The organism is Paenibacillus sp. WLX2291 (assembly GCF_046603665.1).
In the GTDB taxonomy this organism is placed as follows: domain Bacteria; phylum Bacillota; class Bacilli; order Paenibacillales; family Paenibacillaceae; genus Saccharibacillus.
On record NZ_CP176755.1, the window covers coordinates 3,635,579 to 3,652,325 of the forward strand.

Here is a 16,747-nt window from a genome sequence, read left to right on the forward strand (position 1 = left end):
AATGCCTTTCGTATTTATAATAACTGGTATCGATTTCAGTGCTTTTGAGAATTATGGATTTGCGTCAGTTCATTGATGACACTACGGCTGATCAACTTGCCTTTGAAATATACGAGGTCTTCGGTATCACCTGTAAAGATGCAGGAAGGCTCGTATTTTTTCAAGATAATGCGGTCGCTATCTACGAAAATTTCCAATCCGTCTTTTACATCAATATTCATGATGCGGCGAAGTTCGATCGGAATGACCACTCTGCCCAACTCATCGACTTTTCTCACAATGCCTGTTGCTTTCATCATTCTGGTTCTCCTCCAATATCATCATTCTACATTTATCTACAAAATTTTTAATCGTAATAGTTATTATTAAACCATATCAATACTACAATGCCAAGTTAATATTTTACTTTATATGAATCATTTTAAATATTTTACTGTCATCAATCCAATGATTAAGGAACCTTCCTAGTTTGCTTGTATGACCGCTGCCCTCGGTTTTACGAGGATATAGAGTTATAAACAGAATTTCGACTTTTTAATCGCTTACTGGCTGAAAACGTCGAAAGTTGGTAACAATTCGCAGTTTGGCGAATCTTTGACGCTTCATTTTCATCTACAATTACCGACACAAACTGTCATAATAAAGGTTAAACATATTTTATCGAAAGCATCTTCTGTATCCAAGCTCGCCGTGCTTGTAGATGGTCTTTCATTTTCACATCTATGTATACATAATAAAAAACCGCAATATTTCCGCTAATCGCATCGGAAATATTGCGGTTTTCCATGATTGACGATATGACACTTATCTGTCTTACAGAAACTTAATCGACCTGTTCATCGTTCTCAGTCTGTCTGCGTTTCATTGCACGTCGTTCGTCCAGCGCTTCACTAACTGCAAACGCAAGATCGTCATTTCCATACATCGCTAGTACACCCAGTAATGTATCGTTCTCGATCTCACCTGCTTCTTCTTTGGATACGGTAAGACGAATCCCCTGTTCCAGACGAGGATTGTCGATCTGATCAGGATAAGCGCTACCATATAACTCACGCGCATCAAAATCATTATTGACACACCACTGCGTGAATACGAGAATCATCATGTCCTCATCCCGGCGATAGCTCTCTACAATCTGCTCTTCACGTCGCTTGAGCTGCTCCTCGCGGGTAATATCATCAAATTCATCCATGAATGCAAGCCTCCCTCTGTTCCTCGTTGCTGTTCGCGATCTATACTTGCTACTCTCAGATATGCATTATAAACCAGCCGTCAACTGCTCTGCCAGCTCATGCGTATCCAACACCAGATCAGCACGAATGCTACATTGCTCTGGCGCATGCAGTCGATCTAGAAAATGATCCACGACTCCGGCAAATCCGCGTCGCTCCAAAATCGTCTCCCAGCTGCCAAACACCTGCTGCTGTGGCAACTCTCCTTTTTCATACAAATGCAGCTGCTCCATATTGATCACTTCTGCTGAACGACCGCCACCATGCAGGGATAGCTTCTCGCTATCCAGCCCAGCGCTGCGCACCATACTGTATTGACCATAACGCTCACCGCCCAGCGACAACATACCGGAAGTATGCAGCAGCGGTCCATTCCCTTGACGACGCAGCTGGCGTGCGAGCACGCTGTAGCTATCATTGCCTAGCCAGAGCAGGAGATCGAGAATATGAATCAGATCATCATACACTGTTTCTTTGGCAGGAATGCTCTGTATTCGTGTCCGATGCTTGCTAATCTCGCACAATTCAAACCCACCTGCTTCTGCCAGAAAAGCATACGCATTCATATACAAAGGAGCAAACCGGCGATTAAAGCCTACCGCCAGCAACAAGCCTTTGGCTTCTGCTAGTGCAGTCATCGCACGCGCTTCTTCCATATTGTACGATAGCGGCTTGTCCACATAGACAGGCAATCCATATTCCAGACAGGTAGTAACCGTATCATAATGCGTATCTGTCGGGCTATGTACGAATACAGCATCTACATCCCATGCCGCAATATCACTGATCTGTGTACTTCCATGCGCCAGACGATAATCTTCCATTGTCTGCCGTACTGTTGCTTCTGACCGACTCACGACCCCTACCAGTTCAACATCCGAACGCCCGGATAACAAAGGCAAATACACCTTGCGTGCGATGCCGCCAATCCCGATTAATGCTACTCGTTTGCGTTTACGTGTGAATTGCGCTTCTCCCATGATTCTGCTCTCCTTTACCGCTGCATATGGCTTCATTATAACAGTGATGTGTGCATGTTCCTATACGAAAACACCCCTGCGTCGCAAACTTGCGAATACAGGGGCATTGCGTATCAACATAAGAATTTGTATTATAGTGCTGGCTCACTGATAGTACGAGCGGCTTCTTTTTTCTTCTTCGTGCGCAGACCGAGCAGAACCACTGCCAGCACAACGAAAATCTCAAAGCCATATTTCACAAAACCATTAGCAAAATAACTAGTAATAAACGATTCTTCCATGACCATCTTGGCGGCCGTCCAAGCGAGAATGGCAGAGCCAAGCACGATAATCCACGGGAAGCGTTCCATCAGCTTCATAATCAGCGTACTGCACCAGACCATAACCGGAATCGAAATCGCCAGACCAACGATAACGAGCAGCGTATCACCGTGCGCCGCTCCAGCCACTCCCAGTACATTGTCCAGCCCCATCATCGCATCCGCAATAATAATCGTACGAATCGCCGCCCACATGCGTGTACTGCCGGACACCTCATTATCTTCCTGCTCCTCGATAAGCAGCTTGTAAGCGATATAGATCAGCGCTAATCCGCCGATGAGATGCAAGCCGGGCACCAGCAGCAGATATACGACCAGCAATGTTGCAATCATCCGAATAATGACTGCACCAGCGGTTCCCCAGATGATGACTTTTTTCTGATTTTCTTTCGGGATGTTACGGGCTGCCATACCAATAACGATGGCATTGTCGCCAGCAAGCACCAGATCGATCATAATAATCGATGCCAAAGCAAGCCAAAATTCAACTGTAAATAACTCCATGTGACCACTCCTCTTATCATTTCACTTCAGTTCAACCCTTACACTACAGCTTCCAGACACCAATGTCATAGCTTCCGAACACAAAAAATCACCATCAACCGAAATGGGGTCAATGGTGATTTTTGAAATCAAAAAAGACCTCACCCAATTCAGTAATTAGGCAAAGGTCTCGCTAACAACGTTAGTATGCGTTGCCGGTAAAGCCGGGGACTTGATCCCGTATTGACGACTTTACTGTAGGAAGCTACTCCCCTTTGGAAACTATGTTTAAGCAATACTTGCAGTATACACTATTTTTTCCATACAGGATACTACTATATTTTCTAAGTTAAAACAAATATATGCAAATGTACATAGCCTACTAGTAACATGCGATTGATAGATGCATATAGATGATACAACATTTTACTACAACTCATAGAAACATCTCTTTGCACAATGTATGCGTATAAAAGAACAGTGCATATATGGCTTGCACTCATTTCCATAGGTACTGGATTTTTTATATTGCATGTAATATAATAGTATTCTATCATCTTGTATAAAATAATATTTACGAGATGATAATGACGTTTGCTTGAATATGGAGCGTCAGCTATGGGTATAATTAAAATGACTGGTCTGATACCAGCATGATTTCTTTTCATAACTCTCATGAAATGGAGTGACTTATACATGACTGAAGCTCATCATGAAAAAGCAACATTTGCCGGTGGATGTTTCTGGTGCATGGTAACACCATTCGAGGAATTACCGGGCATCGTTAGTATCCGTTCCGGTTATACAGGTGGTCACACCGAAAATCCAACGTATGAAGAAGTATGTACCGAAACAACAGGTCATGCGGAAGCGGTACAGATCGTATTTGATCCAGCCATCTTCCCTTATACAAAATTGCTGGAACTGTTCTGGCAGCAAATTGATCCGACCGATGCTGGCGGACAATTTTATGACCGTGGTTCTTCGTATCGTACCGGAATCTTCTATCATACTGAACAACAACGTGAACTGGCAGAACAATCCAAACAAGATTTGCAAGCCAGCGGACGTTTTGACAAACCGATTGCAACGACGATCGAACCTGCTCAAACGTTCTACGAAGCGGAAACGTATCATCAAGATTATCACAAAAAGAATCCGGGTCATTACAAACGCTATCGCAAAGGCTCCGGTCGAGATGCTTTTATCGAAAAACACTGGTCCAAATCAGTGGATAAACAGGAACTGAAACAGCGCCTGAGCGACATTCAGTACAAAGTCACTCAGCAAAATGGCACTGAGCCAGCATTCCAAAATGAATTCTGGGATCATCATGGTGATGGAATCTACGTCGATATCGTATCCGGCGAGCCGCTGTTCAGCTCAACGGATAAATACGATTCCGGCTGCGGCTGGCCTAGCTTCACACGCCCACTGCGTGACTATCATGTCAAAGAAAATATGGACTTGAGTCACTTTATGGTGCGTACGGAAGTGCGTAGCCGTGAAGCCGATTCTCATCTTGGTCACGTCTTCGACGACGGTCCAGGTCCAAATGGACTGCGCTATTGCATCAACTCAGCTGCACTGCGTTTTGTTCCAAAAGAAGAATTGGATGCAAAAGGATACAGCGAGTACAAAGCATTGTTTCAGTAAGTTGACATGAATGGAAGCCGAATCAGGAGTTTCGTTTATCATGTATAGTTTCGTTATAAATGAATGCTGCTGAGCTGGATAAGGTTGTATTACATGCTATAGGAATAAAGCAGCGACAGAATGTACTCTGTCGCTGCTTTTCTATTTGCTTTTCTGTTGGAGACGACAATTTAACCCTCCCAATTGGAGATCATATCTAAAGATAGCAATTGCGGATTATGGCTGGCGGCATATAGTGTCATACACGTTTCTTGCTATCCATTTCGGGTAAAGCATATGTATAGAAGACATAGTATAGACGCATAACAGACGTATCGAACGAATACTGTAAATGTAGATCGGGATGAGGATATTCACCTCTCCCTTCCATCTCTGCCATTCTAAATTAAAGGAGCGATACCGATGCCTTGGACAAAAAGTGATTACCCCACTTCCATGAAAAACTTGGATAAACGTGTACGCGACAAAGCAGTAGAAATTGCCAATGCGCTACTGGATGAAGGCTACGAGGAAGGTCGTGCCATTGCGATTGCCACATCACAGGCGGAAGAGTGGAACGAGAATCATCCAGAGCATAAGAAGAAATGATACATCCATAGATCGGACGATCTACAATTGTATCAATAAAACATAAAGTCTATTCACAACATACAAAAGCCTGCCTGTCCTCAACTACTACGCATAGTTGACAACAGGCAGGCTCATTTGTTTACAGAGATTTCAGCGCATCCGCAATCGGCGTAGAGCCGGAAATGACATCATAGCCTTTGCGATACGTTTGTTTATTATCGATCAGATGTGCAATCAGCTCTGCTACATCGGCGCGTGGAATGCTGCCGCCTTCGCTCAATTGCTCACCGATTTCGATATTGCCTGCACCTTCGTCATTCAGCAAGCCACCTGGACGCACAATGGTATAATCCAGCGAGCTGGCTTCCAGTATACGATCAGCATAATGCTTGGCAACATAATACGGCTTGATAGAATCCGACCACTTGCTGCGATCATACGAGAACATCGCACTAACAAGTACAAAGCGCGAAATGCCTTCCTGTTCGGCTGCTTCCATACTTTTCACTGCACCATCCAGATCGATCAATAGCGTCTTGTCTTCGCCTGTACTGCCACCAGAGCCCGCTGCGAATATAACAGCATCAGCGCCACGAACCACTTCTGCCAGATGATCGACTGTACCTTCCAGATCTGCCAATGCAGTCTTCGCACCATATTGTTCCAATGCTTCGGCTTGCTCCGGTTTGCGGATAACCGCTGTCACCTGATGTTCAGTATGAGAAGCAAGTCGCTCGGTCAGCAATTTGCCAATTTGTCCATTCGCTCCAATGATCGTAATGTTCATGATTGATCTCCTCCTGTGTACGAATATACTGTAAAGACCTGCCAATGAGTACATCATTCAGGCTCTCTTACATGTATACCCGCAAATGGGGTGTGATCTATCATGTACTAATAATCTGGCTCAATAACGGATTAATTCCACATCGCCGGCTTGATCTCTACCGGCTCAATTTCGGCTACTTTCATATAATTCTGCCCCCAGCTATACATCGCGTCCAGAATAGGCATCAGACTCTCGCCGATCTCGGTTAATGAATATTCCACTTTGGGCGGCACAACCGGGTACACTTCACGATGAATAATCAAATCCTCTTCCAGCTCGCGCAATTGACTGACCAGCATACGCTGCGTAATGCCCGGAATGAGTGATTTCAGTTCGCCAAAGCGCTTGGTGCCTGTTTTCCCTAGATGCCACAAAATCAGCATCTTCCATTTGCCGCCAATAACCGAAAGTGTCAATTCTTTCTCGCAATTGAATATCCGTTCACGCATCTATTCATTCCTCCATGTATGTTTATAAAATGAGCAACTCTATCGTTCTATGTTGTGCAATTTCATATCATCATCATTTGAATATTCGCCATACGCCGTGTCATTCCTCATAGTATACTTTTAGGCACTATGTAAAAAAAAAGTGCGTACTTACGAAAGTCACAATGTTTACTTTATACTAGCACTACAGCGAACGCAACCGTTCATCGACAACTGCGATGAATATTGTACAGTCATTAAAATCGACTGCATGTTCATTATTTGCTTAATCCCTATTGTTCGCATCGTATTCATCAATATTATCTATCATCCGCAACTGCGGATCATTACAGGAGGAATTACACTATGAAACTGCAACTCGCATTGGATCTGGTCAACATCCCTGAAGGCATCGCACTGGTAAAAGAAGTGGAGCCTTTTATCGATATCGTAGAAATCGGTACACCTATCGTTATTAACGAAGGACTGCATGCAGTCAAAGCGATGAAAGAAGCATTTCCTAACCTGAAAGTACTGGCTGACCTGAAAATTATGGATGCTGGTGGTTATGAAATCATGAAGGCTTCCGAAGCGGGCGCAGACATCATCACCGTGCTGGGCGCAAGTAATGACCTGACCATCAAAGGCTGTGTAGACGAAGCCAAAAAACAAGGTCGCAAAGTACTTGTTGATATGATCAACGTAAAAGATATCGCTTCCCGTGCCAAAGAATTGGACGATCTGGGCGTAGACTACATCTGCGTACACACTGGTTATGACGGTCAAGCCGCTGGTCAAAGCCCATTCGCTGATCTCGCCACAATCAAAAGCGTTGTAAAACATGCGAAAACAGCTGTAGCAGGCGGTATCAAACTTGCTACTTTGCCAGAAGTAATCAAAGCGAATCCAGATCTGGTTATCGTAGGCGGCGGTATTACTAGCCAAGATGACAAAGCAGCAACTGCTTCCCAATTCCGCGATCTGATCGCACAAGCATAATATGAGTACAACTCCTGACATTTCGCTGCATTTCCGTACGGTTCTCCGCGAATTGGAAGGCACTCTGGCAGCCATTCCTGCGGAACAAGTGGAGCAACTGGCACAACGCATTCTGCATGCGCGCAAAATCTTCACTGCGGGCGCCGGACGTTCCGGTCTGATGGCAAAAGCACTGGCGATGCGTCTGATGCAGCTTGGTCTGGACGCTTATGTCGTTGGTGAAACGGTAACTCCGCGTGCTAGTGAAGGCGATCTGCTCATTATTTCCTCTGGCTCCGGGGAGACGCAAGGTCTGAAAATCATGGCAGACAAAGCGATTCAAGCAGGAGTCGAGCTGGCAGCAGTCACCATTTTCCCGGATTCATCTATCGGGCAAAAAGCATCCATCATCGTACAAGTACCCGGGTCTCCCAAAGATCCAGCAGACAAAGGTAGCTTTGAGACGGTGCAGCCGATGGGATCGCTGTTTGAGCAAACGATCCTGCTGCTGTTCGACAGTCTGATGCTGCATCTGATGAGTCAAAAAGGCGGCGATACCGCAGCCATGTTCAGCAACCACGCAAATCTGGAGTAGTCGGTTTGGAATAACTGATATGCTTGATACAACGTTCAAAGCATGTTTCTCATATGCAGTGTTCCATTGAACATGACAGATTCACACATGGTTGTGATACAGATTCACGCAACTTCAAATGATACAATCCCCGAGCAGTCGTGGCAAAGTGGCTGAATCGGGGATTTTGTATTTCTTTTTTTTGTTGTTGTTGATATTAGGGAAGCGCTGGGATTCGATTCTATGTATAGACGTCCCAAAGAACAAGTCGTGATCGATACAGCAAGTAATTGAGTTACAGCAGGTGATTAAAATACGTATATGCTTTGAGTTTTGAGCCAAGTTGTACTATACTATTAGTTACGACATCAAAGTAACATAGTATTCAAAAGTAACAACTATAATATGTAAATGTAGCTACTTTCCTGTTGTGCAAACATGCTTTCCATGTCATCGCATACCGTAGGATGTGAATTTTCAATATGGTATGCAGACCTTGCTATACTGCCTTGGTGGATTGGTAATATGATATCCACCATCTTGCTGTACTACCTTGGTGGATTGGCGAAATGGTATATACCATCTTGATATACCACGTTAGATGTACTCTATCTACTCTTGCTTGATCTACTTTTTGCTTGCTTGAACATCTATGCTGAATGAATGAGGTGATCCATATGTTAAAACTAGGGATTCTCGACCAGAGTCATATTAATGAAGGTCAAAATGCGTCTGATGCGCTGAACAATACACTTCAATTGGCACAGGCAGCAGATAAACTGGGCTATTCGCGATATTGGATGTCTGAGCATCACGCTTTTCCAAGTCTGGCGCATTCCAGCCCGGAGATTATGATTGCGCATATCGCTTCGCATACGTCGCGCATTCGGGTCGGTTCTGGTGGTATTATGCTACCTCATTACAGCGCTTATAAAGTAGCAGAGAATTTCCGTTTGCTAGAGGCACTGTATCCGAATCGGATCGATCTCGGTGTCGGTCGCGCTCCGGGTGGTACGCCACTCGTCAACCGTGCCTTGCAAGAAGGCAAATTTCCTTCTATGCACGCCGCTGATCGTTATCCGCAGCAGATCGTCGATCTGATCAGCTATCTGAATGATGCGACACCATCCGATCACCGATTTGCCGGATTGACTGCACAACCAAGTATCGACCGGATGCCGGAATTATGGCTGCTCGGCTCTAGTGGCGGTACGGCTGATCTGGCAGCAATGACGGGTGCTTCGTACGCATTTGCTCAATTTTTCGGAATGACTGGCGGTGAAGATGCGGTAGCGCATTACAAGGAACATTTCCAACCGTCTGTCATGTCACCAACGCCCAAATCACTCGTGGCGATTACTGTTGCCTGTGCCGATACTGAGGAAGAAGCGGAACATCTGATGCGCAGTAATGATCTGTATTTTATCGCATTGCGTGAGAATCGTCCGCTACCTTATCTGCCTTCGGCAAAAACGGCAGCAGATTACCATTACAATAGCACCGAGCTTGCTCATATTCAGGATACTCGCCGCTTCCGTGTAGTCGGTACGCCCGATCAGGTGAAAGAAAAGCTGCTTCAATTTGCCGCTGATTACCAGACCGATGAATTGTTAATCGTCTCTGCCATTCATGACAATCAGGCACGTATTCGTTCGTACGAGCTGCTGGCGGAAGCTTTTGAATTGAGTACGCCTCAAACGCAAACACTAAGCTAAAACCCATCATAAAAAGCAGCGAATCCTGCGATCTCGCTGCTTTTTGCTGGTCTAATAGTTTTGCTAATCTGGTATACATGTTGAGCTAAGATGATATAGAGATTATGAACGAAACGGCAACCCACAGCTACAGCGTAACTTATAGCCTGTTATATAAAGGAAGCTTATCTCGTTGCATTGCTACTGATTCTTACTTGGCAATGGAGATGCAGTCCGCTGGGATATGATCTGTCAGCCATACCTGATGCCCTGCATCGTAAAAGATAACACCTTGCTGTGCAGCACGTTCCGTGTCAATATGCAGCAATACCAGCTTGCCTTTGCGGCGTCCAGCCAATTCGGCAAAATGCGTATCCGCAGATAAATGTACATACTGCCGTCCCATCGGCTTCAAGCCGTCTTTTTCAATGAGCGGATAGATCGATTCCGCTGTACCATGGTACAATCTCGCGGGCGGTTGTGCTGCCGGATACCGAACTTCTGGCTTACTGTGTCCGTAGCGAGCGCGAATACGATCACCAACAATTTCAAATCGTTGCTTGTCCGAATTTGTTACGACCTGTCGTACGTCCTGTTCGCTTAGGAATGCCCAACCTCTCTGCTCTGATAAAATATGGCTCAGCTCGGCGAGCGGGCAGGACGCATCTTCAGGATCAAGCACAAGACCGTATTGTCCGGGGTTATGGCGCAACATATACGTCATTTGTTTACTGAGCTGCTTTTCTTGCGATGGATTTAACATAAATAATTCCTTCTTTCATTCGTATATGAATTTGCAATTTGAAATGTTACGATGAATATATCATAGATAGAGAAAATTTCAGAAACAGGAGAGAAACCATGCAAAAAATGGAAACTACGCAACAAACCGTGAATCCGAGCGGTCGGTTCCCAATCGCTCTATTCTGTCTGACCGCAGGCGCTTTTGCAATCGGGATGACTGAATTTGTCATTATGGGACTATTACCCAATGTGGCGGAAGATCTGCAAGTTACGATTCCGCAAGCAGGGCAACTGATTACCGGGTATGCGCTTGGCGTTGCCGTTGGTGCGCCGATTCTGACGATTGCTACCAACAAGATTGCGCAGAAGCAACTGCTCTGTCTGCTTATGTTAATCTTCATTGTTGGCAATCTGGTCGCTGCACTCGCTCCCAGCTATGGGCTACTGATGGGATCAAGATTAGTAACAGCGCTTGCGCACGGCACGTTTCTTGGCACCGGCTCCCTGATTGCTGCAAGACTCGTACGACCAGATAAAAGAGCTGGTGCAGTCTCGATGGTACTAGCAGGATTAACGATTGCCAATATTATTGGTGTGCCGTTTGGCACGCTGATTGGTCAACATCTCGGCTGGCGTGCATCCTTTGGCGCGATTACGATTATGGGTATCCTTTCGCTAATCGGTATCATTCTGTTGATTCCCAAAATCCAGCAAACCGAGCAGCCTAGTCTGGGCAAAGAAGTTAGCAGTCTGTTCCAACCGCAAGTACTGCTTATTCTCGCAACCGGCGCATTTGGTTGTTGCAGCATGTTTACCGTTTTCACCTATATTACGCCACTTCTCACTGATGTTACTGGATTTCAGGAAAGTAATGTAACCTGGATTCTGGTTATGTACGGTGTTGGCGTTACACTGGGTAATATTCTGGGTGGTCGTCTGGCAGACTGGAAACTGATGCCTTCGGTCATTACTATCTTCGCGATTCTATCGGCACTGCTCATGATTCTGTCCGGTGTGCTGCACATTCCGGCGCTAGCACTGATCTTTATTTTCCTATGGGGTATGGCTGCGTTTGGTATTATGCCGGGTATTCAGTTGCGCATTATGAATCTAGCGCATGAAGCACCGCGTCTGGCGGCAACGTCCAGTCACTCTGCGCTTAACCTTGGTAATGCGGCAGGTGCCTTTCTCGGTGGTGTTGTTATTACTAATCTCGGTCTGGTGTATGTACCTCTAATCGGTGGGCTGATCGCTGCTGTTGGTGTTGCTGGCGCTGTCCTAAGTTATTATATGGTCGAGAAAAAACAACAACGTAGCGCTTAATCATATACGCTACCTGACTGTACAACAACAAACAAGCAGCACAGAGACAGAGAATGTGGAAGCAAGATGTTAGTCTGCTATTCTATACTTTCGCTTTTGTAACAACTGTTATGTAGGGCTTGTGTTGTTTATACATTCTCTTGTTCGTTACCTGACGCAATCTGTCATAGAAGTATTATTCATTGGTTATTAATAAAAGGCGCGCTGTGCGGATAATTGTCCGTACAGCGCGCCCTTTCGTGTTGCTGTATTGCTTGCTCCATCGCCTGTGTATAATGATCTCTGCTATTGCCAGTGACCATCTGATATACGACATGCGTATCTGCATTTTGTACTGGATGGCGATTCACCATCATCATATCGTACATGAATCAAGATGAGCGCGGCAGTGTCGATGCGGCTGGAACCGGCACCTGCACAGAAGACGCGGCATCCTTCACTTTACGTACTGTAAATGGCAGTTTGAATTCCACTGTTACCGTCCATGTGATCATTTTCCCAGCCAGCCATACTGCCAGCATCGTAAACATCGTTTCCTTGAACGGCATAAACAGCAAACATAATCCAAGTACTACCACATCACCGGCAAAAAAGACGTTGCCGATCTTCCAGCCTTTCCAATCACTGATCAAACGGGACAATACATCGTCGCCTCCCGTGGCCCCTCCATAGCGGAGAACAATACCTGCGCCCAGTCCGGTTAGAACACCAGATAATACAGCAGCGGCCAACAAGCTTCCGTGTAAGTCCACGACAAACGGCGATAATTGCTCAAATCCCGCATAGAATAACGAGAACGCTCCCGCTCCGATTAGTGTCATTAGCATAAAGCGATGACCTTTGAGCCACCATGCTAGTGCAATGACAGGAATGTCCAGCAATAACGTACTCCATGCCGGCGACCAGCCGAACAGGTACTTGCCAAGCAATGCCAGACCTACAAATCCGCCTTCCGACAGATTGTTGTGAAAATTAATATGATAATAAGCAAACGCAAGAATAAATGTACCGATCAAAATAGCAGCAATCTGTCCAGCCGCCGTCTTCCAATTGTTATTTGTTCTTCTCCTCATACAGGTTCCCTCTTTTTCTCGTAAGTGTGGTCGTAATGGACCTGTTCTTACGGGAGGTGCACCTGGAGGATTTCATCCTTCGCATACATGCTGCTCCTTTTCCGTAAGTTAGGCCAAGAATGGGGCACTACTTTACGGAAAAGCTACGTATAGGAGAGATCATAACGTTTCCAAATCGTCCTTTGGGAAATCATCCTTCGGGGACACATGGTATCCTGATCCTTTCTGGTGTTAGAGTTAAAATCTATCTCTATTATACCACGGCAGCGTCATTGCTAAACAACTTGCCTGCAAGCCATATTCCGCAATAAGCCGGAATGGTTCGGAATAATCCGTCATTATCCTGCAATATTACGTGGTAGGTTCACTATCCTGCATCGTTTGCTTCATTATGCGACGTTTCTCGCCAAACATGCGAATATGCTGATTTGAGGGTCTTTGAAGCGGGTACAACGTTTTGATTTTGCTCTAATCCGGCGCTTACATTGCTTTTACAGTTCATTCGATGTATTGATATTATCGGCATATTGACGAAATGCACGACGATTGAACAGTCCGTAACCGAATGCGCATACGGATAACAGTCCTGCGAGTACGTACAGATTGACAATACCGAATTGCTCAGCGACCCAGCCCATCCCAAGCAGAGATACACAGAAGGTGAAATTAAGAATAGCGTCCTGTGCCGAGAATACTTTGGGCAATTGCTCGCGTCCGACGCTCTGCTGTAACAGCGTACGCCGACTGACTGCCGCAAGTTCCGTAGCAGGTCCCATCGCGATTACGATGAATAACGCGAGCAGTGGGATCGTATTCAGCGCGAATACAATCGTCAGGATCGAATAGATTGCAACGCCACTGAGCATGGCGATGAATTCTCTGCCTTTTAACCGATCTACCAGTCCAACGACGAGCAGTCCGCCACCGATAGCCCCACCAAAATAAGCCGTATTCAAAAATCCCCACCATTCTTCTCCTTGACCAAGTGCCTGCTGTACAAACGCAAGCATAAAGACGCCAACCCAGACCGAGCCACCCAGCATATCGACCATATCCATAAAGATCATTGTACGAATGCTACGTGTGCGCCAGATTATTTTCCAGCCTTCGGTTAATGTACGTAAATGGCGCTTCTCTACATATTTGGCATGCATGTGCTCATCTTCGGAAGCAGGCGCAGCTGAAGATACATGGACAGCCGTATGCTGATGAGGCTCCCGAATGAAAATAGTAAAGATCATCGCAAACGCGTAAAACACAGCTGCCAGCATTAACGTTGGCAATGCGCCGATCCAAGCAACCAGAATGCCGCCCATTGCCCAGCCTGCACAGCGAATCATCTGGTCACTAACCGAAACGATGCCATTGGCGCGCAGCAAGCCATCCTTTTCCACCAGCCGGGGCACCAGACTATTACGTGCAGGTGTCGTCCACCCGTCCAGAAAAGACATAGCAAAAATCAGCGTAAATACTATCGTCAACGAAGCCTGTATACCTGCTGTCCACAAATAAGCTGCCAGTACAGAAAAGATTAAAAACTGTCCCAACTGGCAAAACAGTAGCAGTCTTGGCAAATAAAAACGTGCCAGCACGAGCGGCGCAATCAGCCCGCTGAGTAGCTGTGAAGCGATACGGAAAAACGGGACAAACACACCCGCCATAATTGAGTCCGTTCCTGCCAGTACGAAGGAAACGAGTCCCATAATATAGATAATATCCGCGGCATTGGATACCGTTTGTGTGCCGATTAAATAGTAAAACGAGCGATGTTGCGCAAATGGAAGCCGCGAACGCGATGTGGCTGCTGAAGAAGCCGAAGAGGTTGTCATAGTTAGTCTACTCCTAAGATGAGGTGAATGAGATGTTCATCAATCGACACAAAAATGTAAACACAAGCAGATAAAAAGTTAATTTCATCTGCTTGTGTTTACATATACGAATATAAAATTAAGAAACTCAATTTATACATCGATTCATATTGAAATCATTCGAAAATGTACGATGCGATCTTCAACATACATGCTTATTTGCGAAGAAAGACGATATCGTGCTTCCAAAAGCGTTCCGCCTGCATTGCAATCTTGAACCATTTGAGGGAAGCACAGCGCTTGTCTGCGGATACAGCAAGCCCCCAGTGAATGACTTTTGCCAGAATAGGCGAAGCGACCTGATTGCCGTCTAGCTTTTCCAGTGTATCATCAAATAACCGTTTCGGCACATCAACAGGCGCTTGACCACGACAGCAGAAATAAAAAGTCGCTGCCAGACTATAAATATCCGATACAGGTCCCTGTACCGAACGCCCCGAATAAAATTCAATCGGTGAATATCCAGCAGTCGTAAGAATCTGGTGCGTTCGCTGCTCATAACGAACAGCAGAACCAAAGTCCAGCAGTAATGTCCGTCCATCTTCCGTCAGCATAATATTGCTGGGCTTCACATCCCGATGAATATAGCCAAGCCCATGTATGTATTCCAGTGCATCAATTACAGGAAACAACCGCCGCTGTAAAAATCTCGCATCCAGCTCCTCTGGATGCTCGCGGATATGCCGATCCAGCGTCATGCCCCGGTAATATTGCAGCACCAGATATACCGTACCATGCTGCTCAAATTCCGATTCATAATGCACAATTCCCGGATGATTCACTTCACTCAATATTTGCCCTTCCTGTCGGAACGTTTGCATCATCTCAGCAAATTTGGATTGCAGATTCGCAGCATTGCATTTCACAGTGCGACGATCCTGACTACGACTTACGAGTGCAGCCGGGAAAAATTCCTTGATGACATGCAAAGTTCCGTGCTCCATATGTCTTGCCACATAGATGATCGACAGCTCGCTGACCGATAACGTCCGGCGGATCTGATATGTACTGGCAAGTTTATGGTTGCGTGGGAGAGTTTGCCTGTTCACCGATTTGCTCATCATTTCCACCTCACTTATCGCGGTTTCCAGCATTGAGAACTGTTGACCGGCAAAAATATAGGGCCGTACATGCAGGAAGCAGCCAGCAGAGTTACCGGAGCTTACACGAAAATGTACGGCCGTTGTTACAGACAGTGTAGCACAAAATGTGCTACTTGTAATTGCTTTTACCACAAAATGCAGTTATTTATGAAAATAATTCTCTATTTATTCGTTACGTTGCATCAGTTCCATCCTTTTTAGGAAAAAAACGTTAACAGTTAGCGGGTTGATGAGTCCGGTGTGGACGTCCAGTCACTTTCGCGCATAATGCGAATGGCACTTTCTGCAATAGCAGATACGCGTGTATCGGGGTCACGCTCCATCGCATCTGCCAGCATCGGTTCAAATTCGATCCAACCGATAAAACTAGTAGCAAACACAGCTGATTGTCGTACCCGTACATCGCCATCCAACATATATTGGTGGAATACATCCAATATATCCGGCTGTACTTCAAAATACGATGCAATTCCAAGCCGACAAATGACATCGATTTTGTCATCCGTGTGACGTGCTTCACGGCAGCGTTGCATTAATTCGTCCGCGGTTTCGACTATGTTTGCCTGCTGCAACATACGCGATGCGGCTTCAGCCTTCGGTCCTTCCAGCAACAGATAAGGAATACTGGTTGATTGATCGATAATAACGTAGATCATTGTCGATTGATCGTCGAGTACAAAGGCATAGTAGCTTTCTTCACTAGTGTGATTCTTTTCATGGGATTGCTGCGGAAGCCTGAGCGGCGACAATCTCGGTTCTCTTGATAACGCTTCCAGTAAATCCATTACAATCACCTGTCGGCGCGTACACAATCGAATCTGTGTCATCCTGATCATTCCTTCCTGCGAGATGTAATACATGTTTGAGAGGTGGTGCATGTCGTTTTTTACTA

At 45.6% G+C, this 16,747-nt stretch carries 17 protein-coding genes; 6 read left to right on the forward strand and 11 right to left on the reverse strand.

Translation table 11 applies throughout. The annotated features are described in order from the left end of the window. Window positions 1-35: 35 nt before the first annotated feature. The 4 genes from ACDE64_RS15525 to ACDE64_RS15540 all read right to left on the reverse strand — a co-directional run bounded on the left by ACDE64_RS15525 (window position 36) and on the right by ACDE64_RS15540 (window position 3,036). Window positions 36-299 (reverse strand): AbrB/MazE/SpoVT family DNA-binding domain-containing protein, encoded by a 264-nt coding sequence (locus ACDE64_RS15525; RefSeq protein WP_411343047.1) that lies wholly within the window; start codon window positions 297-299, stop codon window positions 36-38. Between the two features lie 524 nt (window positions 300-823). Then, window positions 824-1,192 (reverse strand): hypothetical protein, encoded by a 369-nt coding sequence (locus tag ACDE64_RS15530; protein WP_411347416.1) that lies wholly within the window; start codon window positions 1,190-1,192, stop codon window positions 824-826. Window positions 1,193-1,258: 66 nt separating this feature from the next. Continuing rightward, a complete protein-coding gene (locus tag ACDE64_RS15535; protein ID WP_411347417.1) occupies window positions 1,259-2,212 on the reverse strand; it encodes a Gfo/Idh/MocA family protein in 954 nt (317 codons plus the stop codon). Window positions 2,213-2,343: 131 nt separating this feature from the next. After that, entirely contained in the window at window positions 2,344-3,036 is a 693-nt protein-coding gene (locus ACDE64_RS15540; RefSeq protein WP_411347418.1) for a TerC family protein, read from the reverse strand. Window positions 3,037-3,711: 675 nt separating this feature from the next. Between ACDE64_RS15540 and msrA the strand changes: the two genes are divergently transcribed. Together msrA and ACDE64_RS15550 are read left to right on the forward strand one after the other, a co-directional pair. Continuing rightward, on the forward strand, window positions 3,712-4,671 hold the full coding sequence (msrA, locus tag ACDE64_RS15545; protein WP_411343051.1) for a peptide-methionine (S)-S-oxide reductase MsrA: 960 nt from the start codon (window positions 3,712-3,714) through the stop codon (window positions 4,669-4,671). 402 nt (window positions 4,672-5,073) lie between these two features. Beyond that, window positions 5,074-5,259, forward strand: a complete 186-nt coding sequence (locus ACDE64_RS15550; protein ID WP_411343052.1) for a hypothetical protein — start codon at window positions 5,074-5,076, stop codon at window positions 5,257-5,259. A 121-nt stretch (window positions 5,260-5,380) separates the two neighbouring features. Here ACDE64_RS15550 and ACDE64_RS15555 read toward each other — a convergent pair whose 3' ends face one another. Beyond that, window positions 5,381-6,028: an SDR family oxidoreductase gene (locus ACDE64_RS15555; protein WP_411347419.1), complete on the reverse strand. Its 648-nt coding sequence runs from the start codon at window positions 6,026-6,028 to the stop codon at window positions 5,381-5,383. Between the two features lie 131 nt (window positions 6,029-6,159). Continuing rightward, entirely contained in the window at window positions 6,160-6,519 is a 360-nt protein-coding gene (locus ACDE64_RS15560) for a winged helix-turn-helix transcriptional regulator (RefSeq protein ID WP_367059675.1), read from the reverse strand. 345 nt (window positions 6,520-6,864) lie between these two features. On the opposite strand from ACDE64_RS15560, the gene hxlA reads away from it, so the two are divergent. From hxlA to ACDE64_RS15575, 3 genes are all read left to right on the forward strand, one after another. After that, window positions 6,865-7,497: a 3-hexulose-6-phosphate synthase gene (gene hxlA, locus ACDE64_RS15565; RefSeq protein WP_411347420.1), complete on the forward strand. Its 633-nt coding sequence runs from the start codon at window positions 6,865-6,867 to the stop codon at window positions 7,495-7,497. Window position 7,498: 1 nt separating this feature from the next. Further along, window positions 7,499-8,071 (forward strand): 6-phospho-3-hexuloisomerase, encoded by a 573-nt coding sequence (gene hxlB / locus ACDE64_RS15570; RefSeq protein ID WP_411347421.1) that lies wholly within the window; start codon window positions 7,499-7,501, stop codon window positions 8,069-8,071. 656 nt (window positions 8,072-8,727) lie between these two features. Then, entirely contained in the window at window positions 8,728-9,765 is a 1,038-nt protein-coding gene (locus ACDE64_RS15575) for an LLM class flavin-dependent oxidoreductase (protein ID WP_411347422.1), read from the forward strand. Between the two features lie 190 nt (window positions 9,766-9,955). On the opposite strand, the gene ACDE64_RS15580 is transcribed toward ACDE64_RS15575, so the two are convergent. Continuing rightward, the gene (locus tag ACDE64_RS15580; RefSeq protein WP_411347423.1) at window positions 9,956-10,507 is read right to left on the reverse strand and encodes an RNA 2'-phosphotransferase; all 552 of its coding nucleotides are present in this window, start codon (window positions 10,505-10,507) and stop codon (window positions 9,956-9,958) included. 98 nt (window positions 10,508-10,605) lie between these two features. Between ACDE64_RS15580 and ACDE64_RS15585 the strand changes: the two genes are divergently transcribed. Beyond that, window positions 10,606-11,811 carry an MFS transporter gene (locus tag ACDE64_RS15585; RefSeq protein WP_411347424.1) on the forward strand — a complete coding sequence of 402 codons (1,206 nt, stop codon included), beginning with the start codon at window positions 10,606-10,608 and terminating at the stop codon, window positions 11,809-11,811. Window positions 11,812-12,182: 371 nt separating this feature from the next. Here ACDE64_RS15585 and ACDE64_RS15590 read toward each other — a convergent pair whose 3' ends face one another. The 4 genes from ACDE64_RS15590 to ACDE64_RS15605 all read right to left on the reverse strand — a co-directional run bounded on the left by ACDE64_RS15590 (window position 12,183) and on the right by ACDE64_RS15605 (window position 16,682). Further along, entirely contained in the window at window positions 12,183-12,884 is a 702-nt protein-coding gene (locus tag ACDE64_RS15590; RefSeq protein ID WP_411343059.1) for a YitT family protein, read from the reverse strand. Window positions 12,885-13,375: 491 nt separating this feature from the next. Further along, on the reverse strand, window positions 13,376-14,713 hold the full coding sequence (locus ACDE64_RS15595; RefSeq protein WP_411347425.1) for an MFS transporter: 1,338 nt from the start codon (window positions 14,711-14,713) through the stop codon (window positions 13,376-13,378). Between the two features lie 194 nt (window positions 14,714-14,907). Next, window positions 14,908-15,816: a serine/threonine protein kinase gene (locus tag ACDE64_RS15600; RefSeq protein WP_411347426.1), complete on the reverse strand. Its 909-nt coding sequence runs from the start codon at window positions 15,814-15,816 to the stop codon at window positions 14,908-14,910. Between the two features lie 257 nt (window positions 15,817-16,073). Continuing rightward, on the reverse strand, window positions 16,074-16,682 hold the full coding sequence (locus tag ACDE64_RS15605) for a hypothetical protein (RefSeq protein ID WP_411347427.1): 609 nt from the start codon (window positions 16,680-16,682) through the stop codon (window positions 16,074-16,076). Between the last annotated feature and the right edge of the window lie 65 nt (window positions 16,683-16,747).